The 19,066-nt window shown below is 67.3% G+C and carries 18 protein-coding genes; 10 read left to right on the forward strand and 8 right to left on the reverse strand.

The annotated features are described in order from the left end of the window. Positions 1-11 precede the first annotated feature (11 nt). From rlmH to lipB, 8 genes are all read left to right on the forward strand, one after another. Positions 12-479 (forward strand): 23S rRNA (pseudouridine(1915)-N(3))-methyltransferase RlmH, encoded by a 468-nt coding sequence (gene rlmH, locus HSX14_RS04850; RefSeq protein WP_173178477.1) that lies wholly within the window; start codon positions 12-14, stop codon positions 477-479. 9 nt (positions 480-488) lie between these two features. Then, positions 489-2,390 carry a penicillin-binding protein 2 gene (mrdA, locus tag HSX14_RS04855; RefSeq protein WP_173178478.1) on the forward strand — a complete coding sequence of 634 codons (1,902 nt, stop codon included), beginning with the start codon at positions 489-491 and terminating at the stop codon, positions 2,388-2,390. 38 nt (positions 2,391-2,428) lie between these two features. Further along, the gene (gene rodA, locus HSX14_RS04860) at positions 2,429-3,532 is read left to right on the forward strand and encodes a rod shape-determining protein RodA (protein ID WP_173178514.1); all 1,104 of its coding nucleotides are present in this window, start codon (positions 2,429-2,431) and stop codon (positions 3,530-3,532) included. A 14-nt stretch (positions 3,533-3,546) separates the two neighbouring features. Beyond that, positions 3,547-4,551 (forward strand): lytic murein transglycosylase B, encoded by a 1,005-nt coding sequence (gene mltB, locus HSX14_RS04865; RefSeq protein WP_173178479.1) that lies wholly within the window; start codon positions 3,547-3,549, stop codon positions 4,549-4,551. 12 nt (positions 4,552-4,563) lie between these two features. Then, entirely contained in the window at positions 4,564-5,559 is a 996-nt protein-coding gene (locus HSX14_RS04870) for a septal ring lytic transglycosylase RlpA family protein (RefSeq protein WP_371921689.1), read from the forward strand. 58 nt (positions 5,560-5,617) lie between these two features. Next, positions 5,618-6,781 carry a D-alanyl-D-alanine carboxypeptidase family protein gene (locus tag HSX14_RS04875; RefSeq protein ID WP_173178480.1) on the forward strand — a complete coding sequence of 388 codons (1,164 nt, stop codon included), beginning with the start codon at positions 5,618-5,620 and terminating at the stop codon, positions 6,779-6,781. A 94-nt stretch (positions 6,782-6,875) separates the two neighbouring features. Next, positions 6,876-7,157, forward strand: coding sequence for a DUF493 domain-containing protein (locus HSX14_RS04880; RefSeq protein WP_111261509.1), 282 nt, complete (start codon positions 6,876-6,878; stop codon positions 7,155-7,157). Beyond that, positions 7,157-7,777 (forward strand): lipoyl(octanoyl) transferase LipB, encoded by a 621-nt coding sequence (gene lipB / locus HSX14_RS04885; protein WP_173178481.1) that lies wholly within the window; start codon positions 7,157-7,159, stop codon positions 7,775-7,777. The genes HSX14_RS04880 and lipB overlap by 1 nt, the downstream gene beginning before the upstream one ends. Positions 7,778-7,878: 101 nt before the next feature. Here the strand turns inward: lipB and lipA are convergent, their stop codons facing one another. The 6 genes from lipA to leuS form a co-directional block, all read right to left on the reverse strand. Continuing rightward, on the reverse strand, positions 7,879-8,931 hold the full coding sequence (gene lipA / locus HSX14_RS04890) for a lipoyl synthase (RefSeq protein ID WP_173178482.1): 1,053 nt from the start codon (positions 8,929-8,931) through the stop codon (positions 7,879-7,881). Positions 8,932-9,113: 182 nt separating this feature from the next. Then, on the reverse strand, positions 9,114-10,415 hold the full coding sequence (locus tag HSX14_RS04895) for a lytic murein transglycosylase (protein ID WP_173178483.1): 1,302 nt from the start codon (positions 10,413-10,415) through the stop codon (positions 9,114-9,116). A gap of 56 nt (positions 10,416-10,471) precedes the next feature. After that, entirely contained in the window at positions 10,472-10,624 is a 153-nt protein-coding gene (gene arfA / locus HSX14_RS04900) for an alternative ribosome rescue factor ArfA (RefSeq protein ID WP_044410741.1), read from the reverse strand. A gap of 75 nt (positions 10,625-10,699) precedes the next feature. Beyond that, positions 10,700-11,737, reverse strand: coding sequence for a DNA polymerase III subunit delta (gene holA / locus HSX14_RS04905; protein ID WP_173178484.1), 1,038 nt, complete (start codon positions 11,735-11,737; stop codon positions 10,700-10,702). Positions 11,738-11,781: 44 nt separating this feature from the next. Continuing rightward, positions 11,782-12,387 carry an LPS-assembly lipoprotein LptE gene (locus HSX14_RS04910; RefSeq protein WP_173178485.1) on the reverse strand — a complete coding sequence of 202 codons (606 nt, stop codon included), beginning with the start codon at positions 12,385-12,387 and terminating at the stop codon, positions 11,782-11,784. A gap of 60 nt (positions 12,388-12,447) precedes the next feature. Next, positions 12,448-15,069: a leucine--tRNA ligase gene (gene leuS, locus HSX14_RS04915; protein ID WP_173178486.1), complete on the reverse strand. Its 2,622-nt coding sequence runs from the start codon at positions 15,067-15,069 to the stop codon at positions 12,448-12,450. 241 nt (positions 15,070-15,310) lie between these two features. On the opposite strand from leuS, the gene HSX14_RS04920 reads away from it, so the two are divergent. Then, positions 15,311-15,754: a hypothetical protein gene (locus HSX14_RS04920; protein ID WP_173178487.1), complete on the forward strand. Its 444-nt coding sequence runs from the start codon at positions 15,311-15,313 to the stop codon at positions 15,752-15,754. 28 nt (positions 15,755-15,782) lie between these two features. Beyond that, a complete protein-coding gene (locus HSX14_RS04925; RefSeq protein ID WP_173178488.1) occupies positions 15,783-16,544 on the forward strand; it encodes a YdcF family protein in 762 nt (253 codons plus the stop codon). Between the two features lie 56 nt (positions 16,545-16,600). On the opposite strand, the gene lnt is transcribed toward HSX14_RS04925, so the two are convergent. Both lnt and HSX14_RS04935 read right to left on the reverse strand, forming a co-directional pair. Continuing rightward, positions 16,601-18,121 carry an apolipoprotein N-acyltransferase gene (gene lnt, locus HSX14_RS04930; protein WP_173178489.1) on the reverse strand — a complete coding sequence of 507 codons (1,521 nt, stop codon included), beginning with the start codon at positions 18,119-18,121 and terminating at the stop codon, positions 16,601-16,603. A 102-nt stretch (positions 18,122-18,223) separates the two neighbouring features. Then, entirely contained in the window at positions 18,224-19,063 is an 840-nt protein-coding gene (locus HSX14_RS04935; protein WP_173178490.1) for a CorC family transporter, read from the reverse strand. Between the last annotated feature and the right edge of the window lie 3 nt (positions 19,064-19,066).

The raw sequence follows: 19,066 nt of genomic DNA on the forward strand, positions 1-19,066 counted from the left end.
GGAGCACCGCCTTGCGTCTGCGTCTGATCGCCGTCGGCTCGCGCATGCCCCGCTGGGTGGAGGAGGGCTGGCACGAGTACGCCAAGCGCCTGCCTTCCGAGCTTTCCCTGGAACTGGTGGAGATCCCCCTGACCACGCGCGGCAAGAACGCCGACGTGGCGCGGATGATCCGCCAGGAAGGGGAAGCGATGCTGGCCAAGGTGCAGCCCGGGGAACGCATCGTCACCCTGGAAGTCGAAGGCCGCGCCTGGAGCACCGAGCAACTGGCGGTGGAGCTGGACCGCTGGCGCCTCGACGCGCGCACCGTGAACCTCATGGTCGGCGGCCCGGAAGGGCTGGCACCGGAGGTCTGCGCGCGCAGCGAACAGCGCTGGTCGCTGTCGCCGCTGACCCTGCCGCACCCGCTGGTGCGGATCCTGGTGGGCGAACAGATCTATCGAGCCTGGACCGTGCTGTCCGGCCACCCCTATCACAAGTAAGCCGTACCGATGCCGCAGCCGATCCGCCTGAAAGACCACGAGAAGGACGCCCGCCTGGTGCGTCGTCGCGTCGTCGTCGGCGCGGTGCTGGTGCTGTTGCTGACCTGCGTGCTGATCGCCCGCCTCTATTACCTGCAGGTGATCCAGTACGAGTACCACTCGACGCTTTCCGAGAACAACCGCGTCCACGTCCAGCCGATCCCGCCGACCCGTGGCCTGATCTACGACCGCAACGGGCTGATCATCGCCGACAACCGCCCGAGCTTCAGCCTGACGGTGACGCGTGAGCGCGCCGGCGACTGGGAGCAGACGCTGGATGTGATCGTCGAGGCGCTGCAGTTGACGCCGGATGACCGCGCGCTGTTCGAGAAGCGCATGAAGCAGGGGCGTCGCCCGTTCGAGCCGGTGCCCATCCTCTTCGAGCTGTCTGAGGAGCAGATCGCCCGCGTGGCGGTGAACCAGTTCCGCCTGCCGGGTGTGGAGGTGGTCGCGCAACTGGTGCGCCACTACCCGCAGGGCGCGCACTTCGCCCATTCGGTGGGCTACGTCGGGCGCATCAACGAGAAGGAGCTCAAGGAGCTCGACCCGATCAACTACAGCGGCACCCACCACATCGGCAAGACCGGCATCGAGCGCTTCTACGAGGACACGCTGCACGGCGAGGTGGGTTACGAGGAAGTCGAGACCAACGCCCGTGGCCGTGTGCTGCGGGTGCTCAAGCGCACCGATCCGAAGCCGGGCAAGGACCTGGTGCTGACCATCGATACGCGCCTGCAGGAGGCGGCGGAAGCGGCCCTTGGCGGGCGCCGAGGCGCCATCGTGGCCATCGAGCCGTCCAGCGGCGATGTGCTGGCGATGGTCAGCCAGCCGAGCTTCGATCCCAACCCCTTCGTCACCGGCATCAGCTTCAAGCAGTACGCCGAGCTGCGCGACTCCATCGACCGGCCGCTGTACAACCGCGTGCTGCGCGGGCTCTATCCGCCGGGGTCGACGGTCAAGCCGATGGTGGCGGTCTCGGGGCTGGAAGCCGGCGTGGTCACCCCCGAGTCGCGGGTGTTCGACCCGGGCTTCTACCAACTGCCCAATTACGATCACAAGTACCGCAACTGGAACCGCACCGGGGACGGCTGGGTGAGCCTGGAGACCGCGATCATGCGGTCCAACGACACCTACTTCTACGACCTTGCCCACAAGATGGGCATCGACCGCCTGCATGCCTCCATGAGCCGCTTCGGCTTCGGCCAGAAGGTGGCCCTGGACATGTTCGAGGAGACCACCGGGCTCATGCCGTCGCGCGACTGGAAGCGCGCCCGCTACCGCCAGGCCTGGTACCCGGGCGAGACCCTGATCCTCGGCATCGGCCAGGGCTACATGCAGGCCACGCCGCTGCAACTGGCCCAGGCCACCGCGCTGATGGCCAACCGGGGCAAGTGGATCCGCCCGCACCTGGCCAAGACCATCGAGGGCAAGCCGCCGGAAGATCCGAACCCGATGCCGGACATCACGCTGCGCGACCCGAAGTTCTGGGACTACGCGCGCTCCGGCATGGAGCAGGTGATGCACGGCGCGCGGGGCACCGCCCGCAAGGTCGGCGATACCTCGGTCTACCGCATCGCCGGCAAGTCCGGTACCGCGCAGGTGGTGGCGATCAAGCAGGGCGAGAAGTACGACCGCTCGAAGGTCCAGGAGCGCCACCGCGACCACGCGCTGTTCATCGGCTTCGCCCCGGCCGACAACCCGAAGATCGCCGTCGCGGTGATGGTGGAGAACGGTGAGTCCGGCTCCGGTGTCGCCGCGCCCGTGGTCAAGCAGGTGATGGATGCCTGGCTGCTGGGCCCCGATGGGCAGCTCAAGCCCGAGTTCCAGTCGCCGCAGGCGCCCCTGACCGCCGAGAAGAGCCCGAGCCGATGAACAGCAACTTCGACCGCACCCTGTCCAACGAGGACGTGATGCGCCGCCGCGCCAGCCTGCTGCAGCGCCTGCACATCGATGGCCAGTTGCTGCTGCTCCTGCTGGTGCTGGCCGCCGGCAGCCTGTTCGTCCTCTATTCGGCCAGCGGCAAGCACTGGGACCTGCTGATGAAGCAGGCGTCGTCCTTCGGCCTGGGGCTGGTGGCGATGGTGGTCATCGCCCAGTTCGAGCCACGCTTCCTCGCCCGCTGGGTGCCCCTGGGCTACGTCGGCGGCGTGTCGCTGCTGATCGTGGTCGACATCATGGGCCACAACGCCATGGGCGCCACGCGCTGGATCAACATCCCGGGGGTGATCCGCTTCCAGCCCGCGGAGTTCATGAAGATCCTCATGCCGGCGACCATCGCCTGGTACCTGTCCAAGCGAACGCTGCCCCCCAAGCTCAAGCATGTGGTGGTGAGCCTGGCGCTGATCGTGGTGCCCTTCATCCTGGTGGTGCGCCAGCCGGACCTCGGCACCGCGCTGCTGATCCTCGCCTCGGGGGCCTTCGTGCTGTTCATGGCCGGGCTGCAGTGGCGCTGGATACTCGGCGCGGTCACGGCGGTGGTGCCGGTCGCGGTGGGGATGTGGTTCTTCGTCATGCACGACTACCAGAAGCAGCGGGTGCTGACCTTCCTCGACCCGGAAAGCGACCCGCTGGGCACCGGCTGGAACATCATCCAGTCGAAGGCGGCGATCGGCTCGGGCGGGGTGTTCGGCAAGGGCTGGCTGCTGGGCACCCAGTCGCACCTGGATTTTTTGCCCGAAAGCCACACGGACTTTATCATTGCCGTCCTCGGCGAAGAGTTCGGCCTGGTCGGCGTGTGCATCCTGCTGCTGGTCTACATGCTGTTGATCGGCCGCGGCCTGGTCATCACCGCGCAGGCACAGACCCTGTTCGGCAAGCTGCTGGCGGGCAGCCTGACCATGACCTTCTTCGTCTACGTGTTCGTCAACATCGGCATGGTCAGTGGCCTGCTGCCGGTGGTGGGAGTGCCCCTTCCCTTCATTAGCTACGGCGGAACTTCGCTGGTTACGCTGCTGTCAGGGTTTGGGGTTTTGATGGCCATCCATACCCATCGCAAGTGGATCGCCCAGGTTTGATACGAGTGAATAATTTGAAAATACTGCGCAGCTGGATGGTGCGGGGGACCCTGGGTCTCGGCGGCGTGCTGGGAGCCGCCGCGCCGGCCCTGGCGGGGGACTACGAAGGCAGCCCGCAGGTCGCCGAGTTCGTCGCGGAGATGACCCGTGACTACGGCTTCGCCGGGGAGCAGCTGGTCAGCCTGTTCCGCGAGGTTGAACGCAAGCAGGCGATCCTCGATGCGATTTCGCGGCCGGCCGAACGGGTCAAGCCGTGGAAGGAATACCGCCCGATCTTCATCACCGATGCGCGCATCCAGAAAGGCGTGGCCTTCTGGAACCAGCACGCCGACGCCCTGGCCCGTGCCGAGAAGGAGTACGGCGTGCCGGCCCAGGTGATCGTGGCGATCATCGGCGTCGAGACCTTCTATGGCGGCAACACCGGCAGCTACCGGGTGATCGATGCCCTGTCGACCCTGGGCTTCGACTACCCGCCGCGTGCCGAATTCTTCCGCAAGCAGTTGAAGGAGTTCCTCCTGCTGGCGCGCGAAGAGCAGGTCGACCCGCTCACCCTGAAGGGCTCCTACGCCGGCGCCATGGGGCTGCCGCAGTTCATGCCCAGCAGCTTCCGCGCCTATGCGGTGGACTTCGACGGTGACGGCCACATCGATATCTGGACCAACCCGGTGGACGCCATCGGCAGCGTGGCCAGCTACTTCAAGCGTCATGGCTGGGTAGCCGGCCAGCCGGTGGTCAGCCGCGCCCAGGTGCGTGGCGAGAATGCCGAGCAGGGCCTCACCGAAGGCCTGGACCCGGTGAAGAATGTCGGCGAACTGCGTGCCCTGGGCTGGGCAAGCGGGGATGCCTTGCGCGATGATCTCGCCGTCACGGCCTTCAGGCTGGATGGCGCGGACGGCATGGAGTACTGGATGGGCCTGCCCAACTTCTACGTGATCACCCGCTACAATCGCAGCGTGATGTATTCCATGGCGGTGCATCAGCTTTCAGAATCCTTGGTCAATGCGCGGGGCGGGCGTTAACACATGCGGCAGATGCCGATCAGATTCGCAGCTTACGGTGCCTTGGTGCTGCTGCTCGCCAGCTGCTCCAGCAGCCGTTCCCCGCAGCCGGTACAACAAGGCGGGCCGATCTCCGGTCCTGGCGATTATTCGCGTCCGCACAAGGACGGGGCGCCCTGGTGGGACGTCGACGTCTCGCGGATCCCCGACGCGGTGCCGATGCCGCACTACGGCTCGATCAAGGCCAACCCCTATACGGTGCTGGGCAAGACCTACTACCCGATGAGCGATGCGCGCCGCTACCAGGCCACCGGCACCGCTTCCTGGTATGGCACCAAGTTCCATGGGCAGGCCACCGCCAACGGCGAGGCCTACGACCTCTACGGCATGACCGCTGCGCACAAGACCCTGCCGCTGCCGAGCTACGTCAAGGTGACCAACCTGGACAACGGCCGCACGGTGATCCTGCGCGTGAACGACCGTGGCCCGTTCTACTCCGACCGCATCATCGACCTGTCCTTCGCCGCCGCGAAGAAGCTCGGCTATGCCGAAACCGGCACCGCGCGGGTCAAGGTCGAGGGCATCGACCCCAACGAGTGGTGGGCCGCCCAGGGCCGTCCGGTGCCGATGGTGCTGGCGCAGCCGCAGCAGGTGGCCAAGCCCCAGCCGGCGCCCGCGCCCGTTCAGGTCGCCAGCGCTCCGGTCGAGCAGTACACCCCGCCGCCCGCGCAGCACGCGGCCGCCGTGCTGCCCGTGCAGATCGACGCAAAAAAAAACGGTTCACTCGGAGCATCTGGCCTGTATCTCCAGGTGGGCGCATTCGCCAATCCGGACGCTGCGGAGCTCCTCAAGGACAAGCTGAGCGGGATGGTGAGTGCCCCGGTATTCATCAGCTCGGTCGTGCGCAATCAGCAGATCCTGCACCGGGTGCGCCTGGGGCCGATCGACACGCAGGGTGAAGCGCAGCAATTGCAGGACAGCGTTCGCCTGGCCAACCTCGGCCAGCCGACCCTGGTGAAGCCGGACTGACGGCTTCGTTCTTTGCCCGCGAGGGCCTGTTAGACCATTAGCAACTTCAGAGAGACGGATGAACATCATCAGCTTTGCGAAACGCCTTCTACTGCCAGCAGCCCTGCTCATCGCCGCGCCGGTCGCCCTGGCCGCCGAGCAGATCGTCCCATCGCCGCCGCAACTGGCTGCCAAGGCCTATGTGCTGATGGATGCCGCCAGTGGCCAGGTCCTGGTCGAGAACAACGGTGACGAGCGCCTGCCGCCCGCGAGCCTGACCAAGCTGATGACCGCGTACATCGCCACCCTGGAAATCCGCAAGGGCCAGATCGGCGAGAACGACCCGGTGACCATCAGCGAGCACGCCTGGCGCACCGGCGGTTCGCGCATGTTCGTCCAGGTCAACACCCAGGTGTCCCTGAGCGACCTGCTGCACGGCATCATCATCCAGTCCGGCAACGACGCCAGCGTCGCCGTGGCCGAGCACATCGCCGGCAGCGAAGACGCCTTCGCCGACATGATGAACACCACCGCCGAGAAGCTCGGCATGACCGGCAGCCACTTCATGAACGCCACCGGCCTGCCCAATCCGGAGCACTACTCCACCGCGCACGACATGGCCCGCCTGGCCCGCGCGATCATCTACGAGGACCCGGCGCACTACGCCATCTACTCGCAGAAGGAGTTCTTCTGGAACAACATCAAGCAGCCCAACCGCAACCTGCTGCTGTGGCGCGACAAGACCGTGGACGGCCTGAAGACCGGCCACACCGAGGAAGCCGGCTTCTGCCTGGTGGCCTCCGCCGTGCGTGACAACCAGCGCCTGATCGCCGTGGTGTTCGGCACCAACAGCGAGCAGGCCCGTGCCGCCGAGACCCAGAAGCTGCTGACCTACGGTTTCCGTTTCTTCGAGACCAAGACCTTCTACCAGAAGGGCGCCGAGCTGGCCAAAGCCCAGGTCTGGAAGGGCGCTTCGCGCGAAGTGAAGGCAGGCCTGGCCAGCGACCTGACCATGACCCTGCCCAAGGGCCAGCTGCAGAAACTGCAGGCCGCCATGACCCTGTCCCCGCAACTGGTCGCGCCCATCAAGCAGGGCGACGTGATCGGCAAGGTCGAGGTCAAGCTGGACGACAAGGTGGTGCACAGCGCCGACCTGGTCGCCCTGGAGGCCGTCGAAGAAGGTGGCTTCTTCCGCCGCCTGTGGGATAGCATCCGCCTGTTCTTCTACGGCCTGTTCAACTGAGCCGAGCCGTACCAACCGACCTACTGAGCCGACGCCCCGCACCCCACCCGGGTGGCGGGGCGTCCGCATCGCGGACTACGAGTCCGCCGCCGCCATGACCGACGAAACCGACGTACAAGCCCCAAAAATCGAATTCCCCTGCGAGCGCTACCCGATCAAGGTGATCGGCGATGCCGGCGAGGGCTTCTCCGACCTGGTCGTCGAGATCATCCAGCGCCATGCGCCGGACCTCGACGTCACCACCCTGGTGGCACGCGACAGCCGCAACGGCCGCTTCCTCTCCGTGCAGGTACTGATCACCGCCACCAGCGTCGACCAGTTGCAGGCGATTCACGTCGACCTGCGCGCTACCGGCCGCGTGCACATGGTGCTCTAGTGGCGCCCGAGCTCATCGTGCGTCACCTGGGGTTGGCCGAATACCTGCCGACCCTGGAGGCGATGCGCCGGCTCACCGCCGAGCGCGACGACACCACCCCCGACGAAATCTGGCTGCTGCAGCACCCCCGGGTATTCACCCAGGGGCAGGCCGGCAAGGCCGAGCACCTGCTGGCACCGGGCGATATCCCGGTGGTGCAGGTCGATCGTGGCGGCCAGGTGACCTACCACGGTCCCGGCCAGCTGGTGGGCTACCTGATGCTCGACCTGCGCCGCCTGGGCCTGGGTGTGCGCGAGCTGGTGACGACCATGGAGCTGAGCCTGGTCGAGCTGCTGGCCGGCTACGGCATCGAGGCGGCGCCCAGGGCGGATGCGCCCGGGGTCTACGTGGCGGGCGACAAGATCGCCTCGCTGGGCCTGCGGGTCAGCCGCGGCTGTTCCTTCCACGGCCTGGCGCTCAACGTGGACATGGACATGTCGCCCTTCCAGCGCATCAACCCCTGCGGTTACGCCGGCCTGAAGATGGTGCAACTCAAGGAGCTGGTCGCGCCGGCGCCGCCCCTCGACGAGGTGGCGCAGCGCCTGGAGCGGATCCTGCGCGAGCGGCTGTACCCGCGCTAGACGGGTACAAAAAAGGCGCCCGGTGGGCGCCTTTTTCATAAGCCTGGCCTTCCTTCATCGCAACCCGCCCCGGTTTCCCGGGGCGGCCTTGCCGTGGCCGCTCAGCCCAGGTTGAGGGCGGGGATAAGGCTGGTGTCCTGGGGCTGGCCCGGCACCGGTACCGGTGCGGCGAGGCCCAGGTTGTTCTTCTCGAACACCCGGTCGGCGCGGTAGCTGGAGCGCACCAGCGGGCCGGCGGCGACTTCCATGAAGCCCTTCTCCAGGCCGATGTCGCGGAAGCGGTTGAACTCCTCGGGGCTGACCCAGCGCTGGACCTTGAGGTGGTTGCGGGTCGGTTGCAGGTACTGGCCGAGGGTCAGGATGTCGACGCCGATGGCGCGCAGGTCGTCCATGGCCTCGATGACTTCCTCGTCGGTCTCGCCCAGGCCGAGCATCAGGCTGGTCTTGGTCAGTACCGACGGGCGGTGGCGCTTGGCGTGCGCCAGGGCGTTCAGGGTCTTCTCGTAGCCGGCGCGGGGGTCGCGTACCTCGTGGGTCAGGCGCTTGACCGTCTCGACGTTCTGCGCGAACACCTCGAGTCCCGAATCGACCACGCGCTCGATGGCCTGGAGATCACCGTCGAAGTCGGGCGTCAGGGCTTCCACCACCACATGGGGGGTGCGCTCCTTGATGGCGCGCACGCAGGCCGCGTAGTGGCTGGCGCCGCCGTCGTCCAGGTCGTCGCGGTCCACCGAGGTCAGCACGATGTAGCGCAACGCCATCAGCTCGACGGACTTGGCGGTGTTCTGAGGCTCTTCCTGGTCCAGCCAGCCATTGGGGTTGCCGGTGTCCACGGCGCAGAAGCGGCAGGCGCGGGTGCACACCGAGCCCATCAACATGATGGTGGCGGTGCCGTTGGACCAGCACTCGCCCATGTTCGGGCAATGGGATTCCTGGCACACGGTGCTCAGGCGGTGCTCGCCGACGTTGCGCTTGACCGCCTCGAAACGGCTGCCGCCGGGAGCCTTCACCCGCAGCCAGCTGGGCTTGGGTTCGAATACCTGGGGTTCGGCCGAGGCGCGGCGCTTCTGGCCATCCTTGATCGCCGTGATGCCCTGGGCATTACGGAACTTCTCGCCACTGGCGACGGGTTTGGACGGGGCTGAATCGGACATCGGAACTGGCTCCGCTAGAGGCTCAGTTGGCTGCCACGGGGGCAAAAAGGGGTGGCGCAGTGTAACACAGCGGCCTGTATCGGCTGGAGCGAAATGACCGGATGGTCAACTGCCCGCCTGTGCGGTCCGGAGGGGCCCCGGCTGTGGCCGGGCGACCCGTGGCCCGGTCCAGGCGGGGCGCTTCAGCGTGCGCCGCGCAATTGCTCGAGCAGCTGCTGGTTGGGGTAGCCGTCGGCCGGCCAGCCGAGCTGCTGCTGGTAGCCACGGATGGCCTTGCGGGTGTTGGCACCGATGATGCCGTCGGCGGCACCGGGGTTGTAGCCACCGCTGGCCAGGGCCTCCTGCAGCTCGATTCGCTCGGTGCGGCTCAGGGGCTTGTCGCCCTTGGGCCAGGTGCCAGCGATCAGCCCCTGGCCGTCGAAGCGCTGGGACAGCAGGCCGATGGCCAGGGCGTAGGAAGACGAGTTGTTGTACTTGAGGATGGCGCGGAAGTTGTCCAGCACCAGGAATGCCGGGCCGCGGTAGCCGGCCGGCAGCAGCAGGTAGCCGCGCTCCTGGGCCAGGTGCGCGGGCAACGGTACGCGCACGCCCAGCGCCTGCCACTCGGCCACGGTCTTGCGGGTGTCGGTGTCGGCCTGGGCGTAGTCGAAGCCGGCTGGCAGCTTCACTTCGGCGCCCCATGGCTTGCCCTTCTGCCAGCCCGAGGCCTGCAGGTAGTGGGCAGTGGAGGCCAGGGCGTCGGCGGTGGAGTTCCAGATGTCGCGGCGGCCGTCGCCGTCGAAGTCCACCGCATGGGTGTTGTAGGTGGTGGGGATGAACTGGGTCTGGCCCATGGCGCCGGCCCAGGAGCCACGCATGCCGGCGGGCTTGATGTCGCCGTGCTGGATGATCTCCAGGGCGGCGATCAGCTGGGCGTGAGCGAAGGCCGGGCGGCGACCTTCGTAGGCCAGGGTGGCGAGGGAGCGGATCACCGACTTGTCGCCCATGAACTGGCCGAAGCTGCTTTCCATGCCCCAGACGGCCACCAGGGTCTGGCGGTCGACGGCGTAGCGCTGCTCGATGGCGTCGAGTATCCGCGCGTGTTCCGCCAGCAGGGCCTGGCCCTTGCGCACGCGGTACGGCGACACGGCCCCTTCGAGGTATTCCCAGACCGGCCGGGTGAACTCGGGCTGGCTCTGGTCGGCGGTGACCACGGCGGGGTCCGGTTCGACGCCCTGGAAGGCCTGGTCGAAAATGGTGGCGCGGATGCCGGCGGCCAGGGCTTCCTGGCGGAAGCGGGCACGCCATTGCTCGAAGGTCTCATCGGGCAGCACTTCGGGTGCGACCGGCGGCTGGACGGGGGAGGCTTGGGTGGCGGGTTGCGCCGGGGCGCTGGCCAGGGGAGCGGAGGTGTTCGGGGTGTCGGCGCAGGCGCTGAGGACTGCGAGGGTGGTGGCCACTGCCAGGCTGCGGAGGATCAGGCCGGGTACGGGGGCGAGGAGCATGGGGCGGTCTCGACAGCTGCAAAAACAAGCCGCGACCTTAACACGGATGACTCTTTTCAGGCGGCCAGAAGCGAAGAAGCCTCCCAGTTACGGGAGGCTTCGCGGCGGTAGCTGCCTTTGCCTTTCAGTGGCTGTTCCTGACGGCTGCGGAACAGGGGCTGGGCGACGATGCTCTTCGCCTTGTTGGGTTTCTTGCGTTGCTTGGCCATGGCCGACTCTCCACTGGGCGCCTGCGGGGTTGCAGGCGCGCGCATCTTGCTCCCGCGTGCGGGCGATGTCCAGTGTCAGGCGGCGGGGATGGGCAGGCGCTGGCCGGCGAGGCTGAGCGCGAGGTGTGCGAGGCCGATCCACGGATCGCCGGGGGCCTGGCCCTTTATCTGTGCATCGATGCGCTGGGCATCGCTGAGCAGTTGGTTCCAGCGCGAGGCGGGATGACGTTGCAGGGCACGGCTGACCAGGGGGCGGCGCTTGTCCCACACCGGCGGGCGGGCGGAGGCGAAGGCTTTCTCCAGCGGCACGCCCTGGGCGTACTGCTGGGCGATGCCGGCCAGCTGGCGCAGTTCGCGGGCCAGCGCCCAGAGGATCACGGGCGTTTCCACGCCTTCGCCGCGCAGGCCTTCGAGGGTGCGCAGGGTATGCGCGGCCTCGCCGTTGAGCGCGGCGTCGATCAGGCCGAAGACGTCGAAGCGGGCGCTGTCGGCCACTGCGGCCTGCACGGTGGCGGCGTCGATCTGGCCGCCTTCGGCGAGCAGCTTGAGCTTCTCGATCTCCTGGGCGGCGGCCAGCAGGTTGCCTTCGACGCGGGCGGCGATCAGGTCGACCGCCTCCTGGTTGGCGGCGAGACCGGCCTGGGCCAGGCGCTGGCGTATCCATTGAGGCAACTGGTGGGCGTCCACCGGCCAGATCTGCAGGAACTGGGCATTGGGACCGTCGATCAGGGCCTTGGCCCATTTGGTCTTCTGTGTACTGCCGTCCAGCTTGGGCAGGCTCACCAGCAGCAGGGTGTCTTCCGGCGGCCGCGAAAGGTATTCGAGCAGGGCGGCGGCACCCTTGTCCCCGGGCTTGCCATTGGGGATGCGCAATTCGATCAGGCGCTTGTCGGCGAACAGCGAGAGGCTGGCGCCGGCTTCATGCAGTTGCCCCCAGTCGAAGCTGGCCTCGACGTTGAAGACCTGGCGTTCGTTGAAGTCGCGCTCGCGGCAGGCCGTGCGGATGGCGTCGCAGGCTTCCTGGCACAGCAGCGGCTCGTCGCCGCTGACGATGTAGACAGGGGCGAGGTTGCCTTGCAGGTGCTTGCTGAGTTGGGCGGCGTTGAGCTTCATGGGCAGGGGAAATGACCGGGGCCGCAATAGCGGCCCCGTGCACCTTACTTGACGGGCAGTTGCAGCGGGGACTGCTGCGGCTTGGCTTCTTCGGCGCGACGCTCGGCTTCCAGGGCGTCGGCTTCGGCCTTGGCCTTGGCTTCGGCTTCGGTCTGCAGCTGATCCAGGCGCTCGGGCGTGATCAGTTGCAGGCGCATGGCCAGTTGCTGAACCAGCTCGCGGCGCATTTCCTCGCGCAGTTGGCCGGACTCCTGGTCGGAGCCGATCAGGTTGTTGCTGTCGTGGGTGTAGTAGCGCTGGATGTCCATGCGGTCGCTGAGCAGCAGCAGGTCCTTGTTGCCACGGATCTCGTAGTCGAGGGTGACGTTCAGCTCGTACTCGGCGCTGCGCGCGGAGCCGGTGTAGGTGGCGGTGCGCTGGTCTTCCTTCTCGCGGGTGAGGACCAGGGTGTAGGGCGCGCCAGCGTGGACGTTGACGTCGCTGCTCTCCAGCAGCTCGCGGACCTGCTTGACGGTCTCGCCGTAGCTGTTGCGGCCGGTGACGTCGATTTCCTTCAGGGCGAACCGGGTGTCGCCGGTGCCGCGCAGTTGAAAGCCGCAGGCACTGAGCATCACGGCCAGACCCACGACCAGCAGATTCCGTTTCTTCATTTCTGTTTTCCCCTTGGCGAACGTACCGGGGCCGCGCTCCACACGCGGCCCCGGGCTCAATCAGTTGGCGACGATGTTGACCAGCTTGCCGGGCACCACGATGACCTTGCGGATGGTCAGGCCTTCGGTGAAGCGCAGCACGTTCTCGTTCTCCCGCGCGGTGGCCTCGACGGCTTCGCGGCTGGCGTCGGCCGGTACATCGATATGCCCGCGCAGCTTGCCGTTGACCTGCACCACCAGTTGCAGGCTGTCCTGCACCAGGGCGTCGGCGTCGACCTTGGGCCAGCTGGCGTCGATCACCGGGTCGGCATGGCCCAGCTCGCGCCACAGCTCATGGCTGATGTGCGGGGTGATGGGCGCTAGCAGCAGGGCCACGGTCTCCAGGCCTTCGTGCAGCAGGGCGCGGTCCTGGTCGGTGTCCTGGGCGGCTTTCTCGAGCACGTTCATCAGCGTCATCACGGCGGCGATGGCGGTGTTGAACTTGTGGTGCTGGCCGACATCCTGGCTGGCCTGCTTGATGGCCAGGTGGATGGCGCGGCGCACCTCCTTCTGGGCGTCGTTCAGGCTGGCCTTGTCCAGGCCGCCCGGCAGGCCGGCGTTGACGTGGGCCTGGCCCAGGCGCCAGACGCGGCGCAGGAAGCGGCTGGCCCCTTCGACGCCGGAGTCGGACCACTCCAGGCTCATGTCCGGCGGTGAGGCGAACATCATGAACAGGCGGCAGGTATCGGCGCCGTAGGCGTCGATCATGGCCTGCGGGTCCACGCCGTTGTTCTTCGACTTGGACATCTTCTCGGTGCCGCCGATTTCCACCGGCTGGCCGTCGCTCTTCAGGCGCGCCCCGATGACCTTGGCCTTGGCGTCGCGCTCGACCTCGACATCGGCCGGGTTGAACCAGTCCTTGCCGCCGTTGGCGGTGGTGCGGTAGTAGGTCTCGGCGACCACCATGCCCTGGGTCAGCAGGTTCTTGAACGGCTCGTCGGAGCTGACCAGGCCTTCGTCACGCATCAGCTTGTGGAAGAAGCGTGCGTAGAGCAGGTGCAGGATGGCGTGCTCGATGCCGCCGATGTACTGGTCCACCGGCAGCCAGTGGTTGGCGGCGGCGGGGTCGACCATGCCCTTGTCGTAGGTGGGCGAGGCGTAGCGGGCGAAGTACCAGGAGCTCTCCACGAAGGTGTCCATGGTGTCGGTTTCGCGCTTGGCCGCAGCGCCGCATTTCGGGCAGCTGCATTCGTAGAATTCGGGCATCTTGGCCAGCGGCGAACCGGCGCCGTCCGGCACCACGTCCTCCGGCAGGACGACGGGCAGCTGGTCCTCGGGGACCGGCACGTCGCCGCAGCTCGGACAGTGGATGATCGGGATCGGGCAGCCCCAGTAGCGCTGGCGGCTGATGCCCCAGTCGCGCAGGCGGAACTGGGTGCGGGCCTGGCCGAGGGATTTCTTCTGCAGGGCCACTTCGATGGCGTCGAAGGCACCGGGGAAGTCCAGGCCGTCGAATTCGCCGGAGTTGATCAACTGGCCATGCTCGCCATAGGCGGGCTGCCAGGGGGCGGGGGTTTCGTCGCCGGCGCTGGTGCGCACCACCGGCTTGACCGGCAGGCCATACTTGGCGGCGAACTCGAAGTCGCGCTCGTCATGGGCGGGCACGGCCATCACGGCGCCTTCGCCGTAGTTCATCAGGACGTAGTTGGCGACCCACACCGGCAGCTTCTCGCCGGTCAGCGGGTGCTCGACGAACAGAGGCGTCGGCAGGCCCTTCTTTTCCTGGGTGGCGATGTCGGCTTCGGCGACGCCACCGCGCTTGCACTCGTCGATAAAGGCTTGCAGTTCCGCGGCCTTGTCGGCCGGCAGCTTCTGCAGGGCGATCGCGGCCAGTGGGTGCTCGGCGGCCACGGCCACGTAGGTCGCGCCCATCAGGGTGTCCGGACGGGTGGTGAAGACCTTCATCGCCCCGGCCTGGCCGATGCTGGCCTGGTCGTAGGGGAAGCTGACTTCCATGCCGCGGGACTTGCCGATCCAGTTGCGCTGCATGGTCTTGACCTGCTCGGGCCAGCCCGGCAGGTCGTCGAGGCTGGAGAGCAGCTCATCGGCGTAGGCGGTGATCTTGAAGTAGTACATCGGGATTTCGCGCTTCTCGATCAGCGCGCCCGAACGCCAGCCACGACCGTCGATGACCTGCTCGTTGGCCAGCACGGTCTGGTCCACCGGGTCCCAGTTCACGGTGCCGTTCTTGCGGTAGATCACGCCCTTCTCGAACAGGCGGGTGAACAGCCACTGCTCCCAGCGGTAGTAATCCGGCTTGCAGGTGGTGACCTCGCGGGACCAGTCGATCGCCAGGCCCAGGCTTTTGAGCTGGGACTTCATGTAGGCGATGTTCTCGTAGGTCCACTTGGCGGGGGCGACGTTGTTCTTCATGGCGGCGTTTTCCGCCGGCATGCCGAAGGCGTCCCAGCCCATGGGCTGCAGCACGTTCTTGCCCTGCATGCGCTGGTAGCGGGCGATCACGTCGCCGATGGTGTAGTTGCGCACGTGCCCCATGTGCAGCTTGCCGCTCGGGTAGGGGAACATCGACAGGCAATAGAAGGTGTCCTTGCCGGGCTGTTCGCTGACTACAAAGGATTTCTGCGAATCCCAGTGGGATTGCGCGGCGGCTTCGATTTCGCGGGGCTGGTAGTTTTCGTGCATGGCTACTTGCGCTGAGAAATGGGCATTCAGAAGGGTCGCTGTCCGGGGACCGGTAGGCCTGATCTGAAAAGGAAATTCAAGCGCCGTAGCATACATGACCCCCCTTGGCTGAGGGAAACCCTGATTGACCGCCGCCAGGCCCCGGCCCACCGTTTGTCGCAGCACCCTGTAGGTTCGACGCCTGGCGCTAAGCTATTCATTAGCTTTGCAAAAGTCGGATGCGGTAACGAGGTGTCGTTGGATGGGCGAGATGCGGCGAGCGGAATCGGCGAGCGGGCTCTACGAGCGGCTGCTGCATCGCCTGGCGCTCGCGCTGGACGAAGCCGACACCGCCATCCGCCTGCGTGACGAAGACCCCCGCGAGCTGGAGCTGAAGGGGCTCAGCCCCGCCGAGCTCGAGCTGATCCGCGCCTACCTGGACAACGACCTGCACTGGCTGCGCGGCTGGCACGCGGCGGCCGAAGAGCTCGCGCTGATCGAGCAGCAACCGGCCAGGCCCAAGCTCACCCGCTCCGCCGCCAAGCCCCCGGCCACGGCCGCTCGCGTAGCCAAGCCCCTGTTCAAGCGTCGCCAGCAACTGGTCTGCGCCCTTTGCGGGGCAGCCGCCAGCTGGCAGCGTGGCCAGGGCGTGCAGGCCTGCCCGGCCTGCGGCTCGCAGCTTTTCCGTACCGGTAATCCCCGTTAGGCTTCGCGCACCTTCTGGAGGTGCTCGAATGCCCATTCGCTATTTCTTCAAGCAACTGCTGCTGCCGCCGGGTGGCCTGCTGCTGCTCCTGCTGGCCGGCTGGTGGCTGCGCCGCCGCAGTCCGCGCCTGGCGCTGTGCTGCTTCGTGCTTGGTTTCGGTGGCCTGTGGGCGATGAGCCTGCCGGTGGTGGTGCAGTGGTCGGCACGCGCGCTGGAGACCGAAAAGCCCCTGGCCGAGAGCGAGCTCAAGGACCTGCCCGCCCGTGCCCAGGCCATCGTCGTGCTCGGCGCGGGACGCATGCGCGGCGATCCCGCCTGGGGCGAGGACCAGCCCAGCCTGCTGGCCACCGAGCGTGTGCGCTATGCGGCACGCCTGGCCAAGGCCAGCGGCCTGCCGGTGCTGACCTCCGGCGGGCTGCATTACGGCACCCCGCCCAGCGAGGCGGCGATCATGGCGCGGACCCTGGAGTCGGAGCTCTCGTTGCCGGTGCGCTGGCAGGAAGGCAGCAGCCGCACCACCTGGGAGAACGCCGTGGAGAGTGCGCGCATCCTCAAGGCCGAGGGAATCGACAGGGTCGTATTGGTGACCCAGGCCTTCCACATGCAACGGGCGCGCTGGTGCTTCGAGAAAGTCGGCCTGGAGGTGGTGCCGGCGCCCATGGGCGCCTATGGGGTTCCCCCCGGCGACCCGTTCGGCGGCTGGCTGCCCGAGGCGCCGGCAGTGTGGAAGAACGGCATGCTGTTCAACGAATGGATCGGGCTGCTCGCCTATCCGCTGGCCTATCGCTGAAGTGGCGTCGCTCCCGGGCCGAAGCCCGGGCTACGCAGCCGCCATGATTTGCCGGGTCACACCGTCTTGGCGATGCGGCTGGCCAGCAGGGCCCAGCCGAACAGCAGGCCGCAAAGAATGACCAGCGGCCAGGCGCGCCATCTAAGGTAGGGCGTCAGCTCCTGCATCGGCACTACGTCACCGTAGAGGGTGGCTTTCTCGAACTGCGGGATGCGTTCGGTGATCTGGCCGAAGGGGTCGATCAGCGCGGTGACGCCGTTGTTGGTGGCGCGGATCATCCAGCGGCCGGCTTCCAGCGCGCGCATCTGCGCCATCTGCAGGTGCTGCAGCGGGCCGATGGAGGTGCCGAACCAGGTGTCGTTGCTCACCGTCAGCAGCAACTCGCTGTTGGCGGAGAGCCCTGCGGCGAACTCGGGGTAGACCACCTCGTAGCAGATGAACGGCGCGATGCGATAACCCTTGGCCAGCAGCGGCTCCTGGTCGGCCGGACCGCGTGCGAAGTCGGACATGGGCAGGTCGAAGAAGGCGATCAGGCCGCGCAGCACATCCTGCAGGGGCACGTATTCGCCGAAGGGCACCAGCTTCTGCTTGAGGTAGGTGCCTTCGCCTTCGCCGATCACGGTGATGCCGTTGTAGTAACGCTTCTCGCCGCGCTCGTTGGCCTGGCGGATCGGCACCCCGGTGATCAGGGTGGCCTTGCGTTCGAGGGCGAAGCGGTTCATCACCGACAGGTAGCCCTCGGCGTATTCCTTGAGCACCGGCACGGCGGTTTCCGGCCAGATGATCAGGTCGGCCTGCTCGGCGCTGAAGGTCATGTCGCGGTACAGCGCAAGCTGGGCGTTGAGCTGGGCCGGGTCCCATTTCATGTTCTGTTCGACGTTGCCCTGCAGGGCCGCGACCTTCAGCGGCTCACCGGCGGGCCTGGTCCAGGCGTGGCCCTTCAGGGCCTGGCCGGCGACCCAGGGTCCGACCAGCAGCACCACCCCGGCGGCGAGGAAGGCCGGGCGTGCGCGCAGGCGCACGAGGTTGACCAGCAAGGCGGCGGTCAGCGCCAGGACGAAGGACACCAGCCACATGCCGCCCACCGGGGCGAGCCCGGCCAGGGGCGCGTCGAGCTGGCTGTAGCCGGCGTAGAGCCAGGGGAAGCCGGTGAGGAACCAGCCGCGGAAGGCTTCCTGGGCCAGCCACAGGGCGGCGAAGGCCAGGGCGTCGGCCAGGGGCGCTTCGCTGCGGCGGAACCAGCGCGCCCAGACGATGGCGGGCAGGGCGAAGAAAAGGGCCACGCCGGCGCTGAAGCCGCCGGTGAGGAAGGCCGCCAGCGGCACCGAGGCGGCGCCGTAGTCGTGGATGCTGACGTAGATCCAGCTGGTGCCGGCGATGAACAGGCCGAAGCCGTAGCACCAGCCGCGGACGAAGGCCGCCTTGGGCGCGAGGTCGCGCAGGCCCAGGTAGAACAGTGCCAGGGACAGCAGCGAGATGGGCCAGATATCGAAGGGCGCGAGGGCCAGCGGGGTGAGCGCGCCGGCCGCCAGGGCCAGCAGGTTGCCCGGCCAGCCGGGGCGGGTGATCCAGTTCATGCACAGTCCTTGGGCTTGGTGGCGCGGGGCGCCCGGGAGTTCGTCGCGGCGCAGTCTAGCCGGGCCACGCCCGCGCCGGGAAGCGGCGGGCGTGGTGGCGCATCAGCGGGACAGCGGGGTGAGGCGCAGCAGGTGCAGGCGACGGCTGTCGGCGTTGAGCACGCGGAAGCGGAAGCCCCCGATCTCGGTGATCTCGTTGCGCTTGGGCAGGTGGCCGAAGGCGCCCATCACCAGGCCGCCGACGGTGTCGAACTCGTCTTCGGAGAAATCGGTCTCAAAGAACTCGTTGAAGGCGTCAACCGGGGTCAGCGCCTTGACGATGAAGTCGCCGCTGGGCAGCGGCTTGATGTAGCTGTCTTCCTCGACGTCGTGCTCGTCCTCGATGTCGCCGACGATCTGCTCCAGCACGTCCTCGATGGTCACAAGGCCCGCCACGCCGCCGTATTCGTCGATGACCACGGCCATGTGGTTGTGGTTGGCGCGGAACTCCTTGAGCAGGACGTTGAGGCGCTTGGACTCGGGGACGAAGGTCGCCGGGCGCAGCATGTCCTTGATGTTGAAGGGGCGCTCCGGGTCCTGGAGGATCAGTGGCAGCAGGTCCTTGGCCAGGAGGATGCCCATCACGTCGTCCAGGCCTTCGCCGATCACCGGGTAGCGCGAGTGCGCGGCGTCGATGATCGCCGGGAGGAATTCCTTCGGGCTCTGGTTGGCCTTGATGCTGATCATCTGCGAGCGCGGCACCATGATGTCGCGTACCTGAAGGTCGGCGACCTGGATCGCACCTTCGACGATCGACAGGGCTTCGCTGTCCAGCAGCTTGTTCTGGTGCGCTTCGCGCAGGAGCTCCAGCAGCTCCTGGCGGTTCTTCGGCTCATGGGCAAAGGCCTGGGTCAGCTTTTCCAGCCAGGACCTGTGCCCGTTGCTCGATCGATCTTCGCTCATATG

Source organism: Pseudomonas tohonis, assembly GCF_012767755.2.
Lineage (GTDB): Bacteria > Pseudomonadota > Gammaproteobacteria > Pseudomonadales > Pseudomonadaceae > Metapseudomonas > Metapseudomonas tohonis.

What these genes read in the sequence shown, in the direction of transcription:
- HSX14_RS04935 (WP_173178490.1), bottom strand. Translation starts at nt 19,063, where the DNA reads ATGAGCGAAGATCGATCGAGCAACGGGCACAGGTCCTGGCTGGAAAAG.
- holA (WP_173178484.1), bottom strand. Translation starts at nt 11,737, where the DNA reads ATGAAGCTCAACGCCGCCCAACTCAGCAAGCACCTGCAAGGCAACCTC.
- HSX14_RS04920 (WP_173178487.1), top strand. Translation starts at nt 15,311, where the DNA reads ATGGGCGAGATGCGGCGAGCGGAATCGGCGAGCGGGCTCTACGAGCGG.
- HSX14_RS04925 (WP_173178488.1), top strand. Translation starts at nt 15,783, where the DNA reads ATGCCCATTCGCTATTTCTTCAAGCAACTGCTGCTGCCGCCGGGTGGC.
- HSX14_RS04910 (WP_173178485.1), bottom strand. Translation starts at nt 12,387, where the DNA reads ATGAAGAAACGGAATCTGCTGGTCGTGGGTCTGGCCGTGATGCTCAGT.
- HSX14_RS04895 (WP_173178483.1), bottom strand. Translation starts at nt 10,415, where the DNA reads ATGCTCCTCGCCCCCGTACCCGGCCTGATCCTCCGCAGCCTGGCAGTG.
- HSX14_RS04870 (WP_371921689.1), top strand. Translation starts at nt 4,564, where the DNA reads ATGCCGATCAGATTCGCAGCTTACGGTGCCTTGGTGCTGCTGCTCGCC.
- HSX14_RS04875 (WP_173178480.1), top strand. Translation starts at nt 5,618, where the DNA reads ATGAACATCATCAGCTTTGCGAAACGCCTTCTACTGCCAGCAGCCCTG.
- leuS (WP_173178486.1), bottom strand. Translation starts at nt 15,069, where the DNA reads ATGCACGAAAACTACCAGCCCCGCGAAATCGAAGCCGCCGCGCAATCC.
- rodA (WP_173178514.1), top strand. Translation starts at nt 2,429, where the DNA reads ATGCGCCGCCGCGCCAGCCTGCTGCAGCGCCTGCACATCGATGGCCAG.
- lnt (WP_173178489.1), bottom strand. Translation starts at nt 18,121, where the DNA reads ATGAACTGGATCACCCGCCCCGGCTGGCCGGGCAACCTGCTGGCCCTG.
- mrdA (WP_173178478.1), top strand. Translation starts at nt 489, where the DNA reads ATGCCGCAGCCGATCCGCCTGAAAGACCACGAGAAGGACGCCCGCCTG.
- HSX14_RS04880 (WP_111261509.1), top strand. Translation starts at nt 6,876, where the DNA reads ATGACCGACGAAACCGACGTACAAGCCCCAAAAATCGAATTCCCCTGC.
- lipA (WP_173178482.1), bottom strand. Translation starts at nt 8,931, where the DNA reads ATGTCCGATTCAGCCCCGTCCAAACCCGTCGCCAGTGGCGAGAAGTTC.
- arfA (WP_044410741.1), bottom strand. Translation starts at nt 10,624, where the DNA reads ATGGCCAAGCAACGCAAGAAACCCAACAAGGCGAAGAGCATCGTCGCC.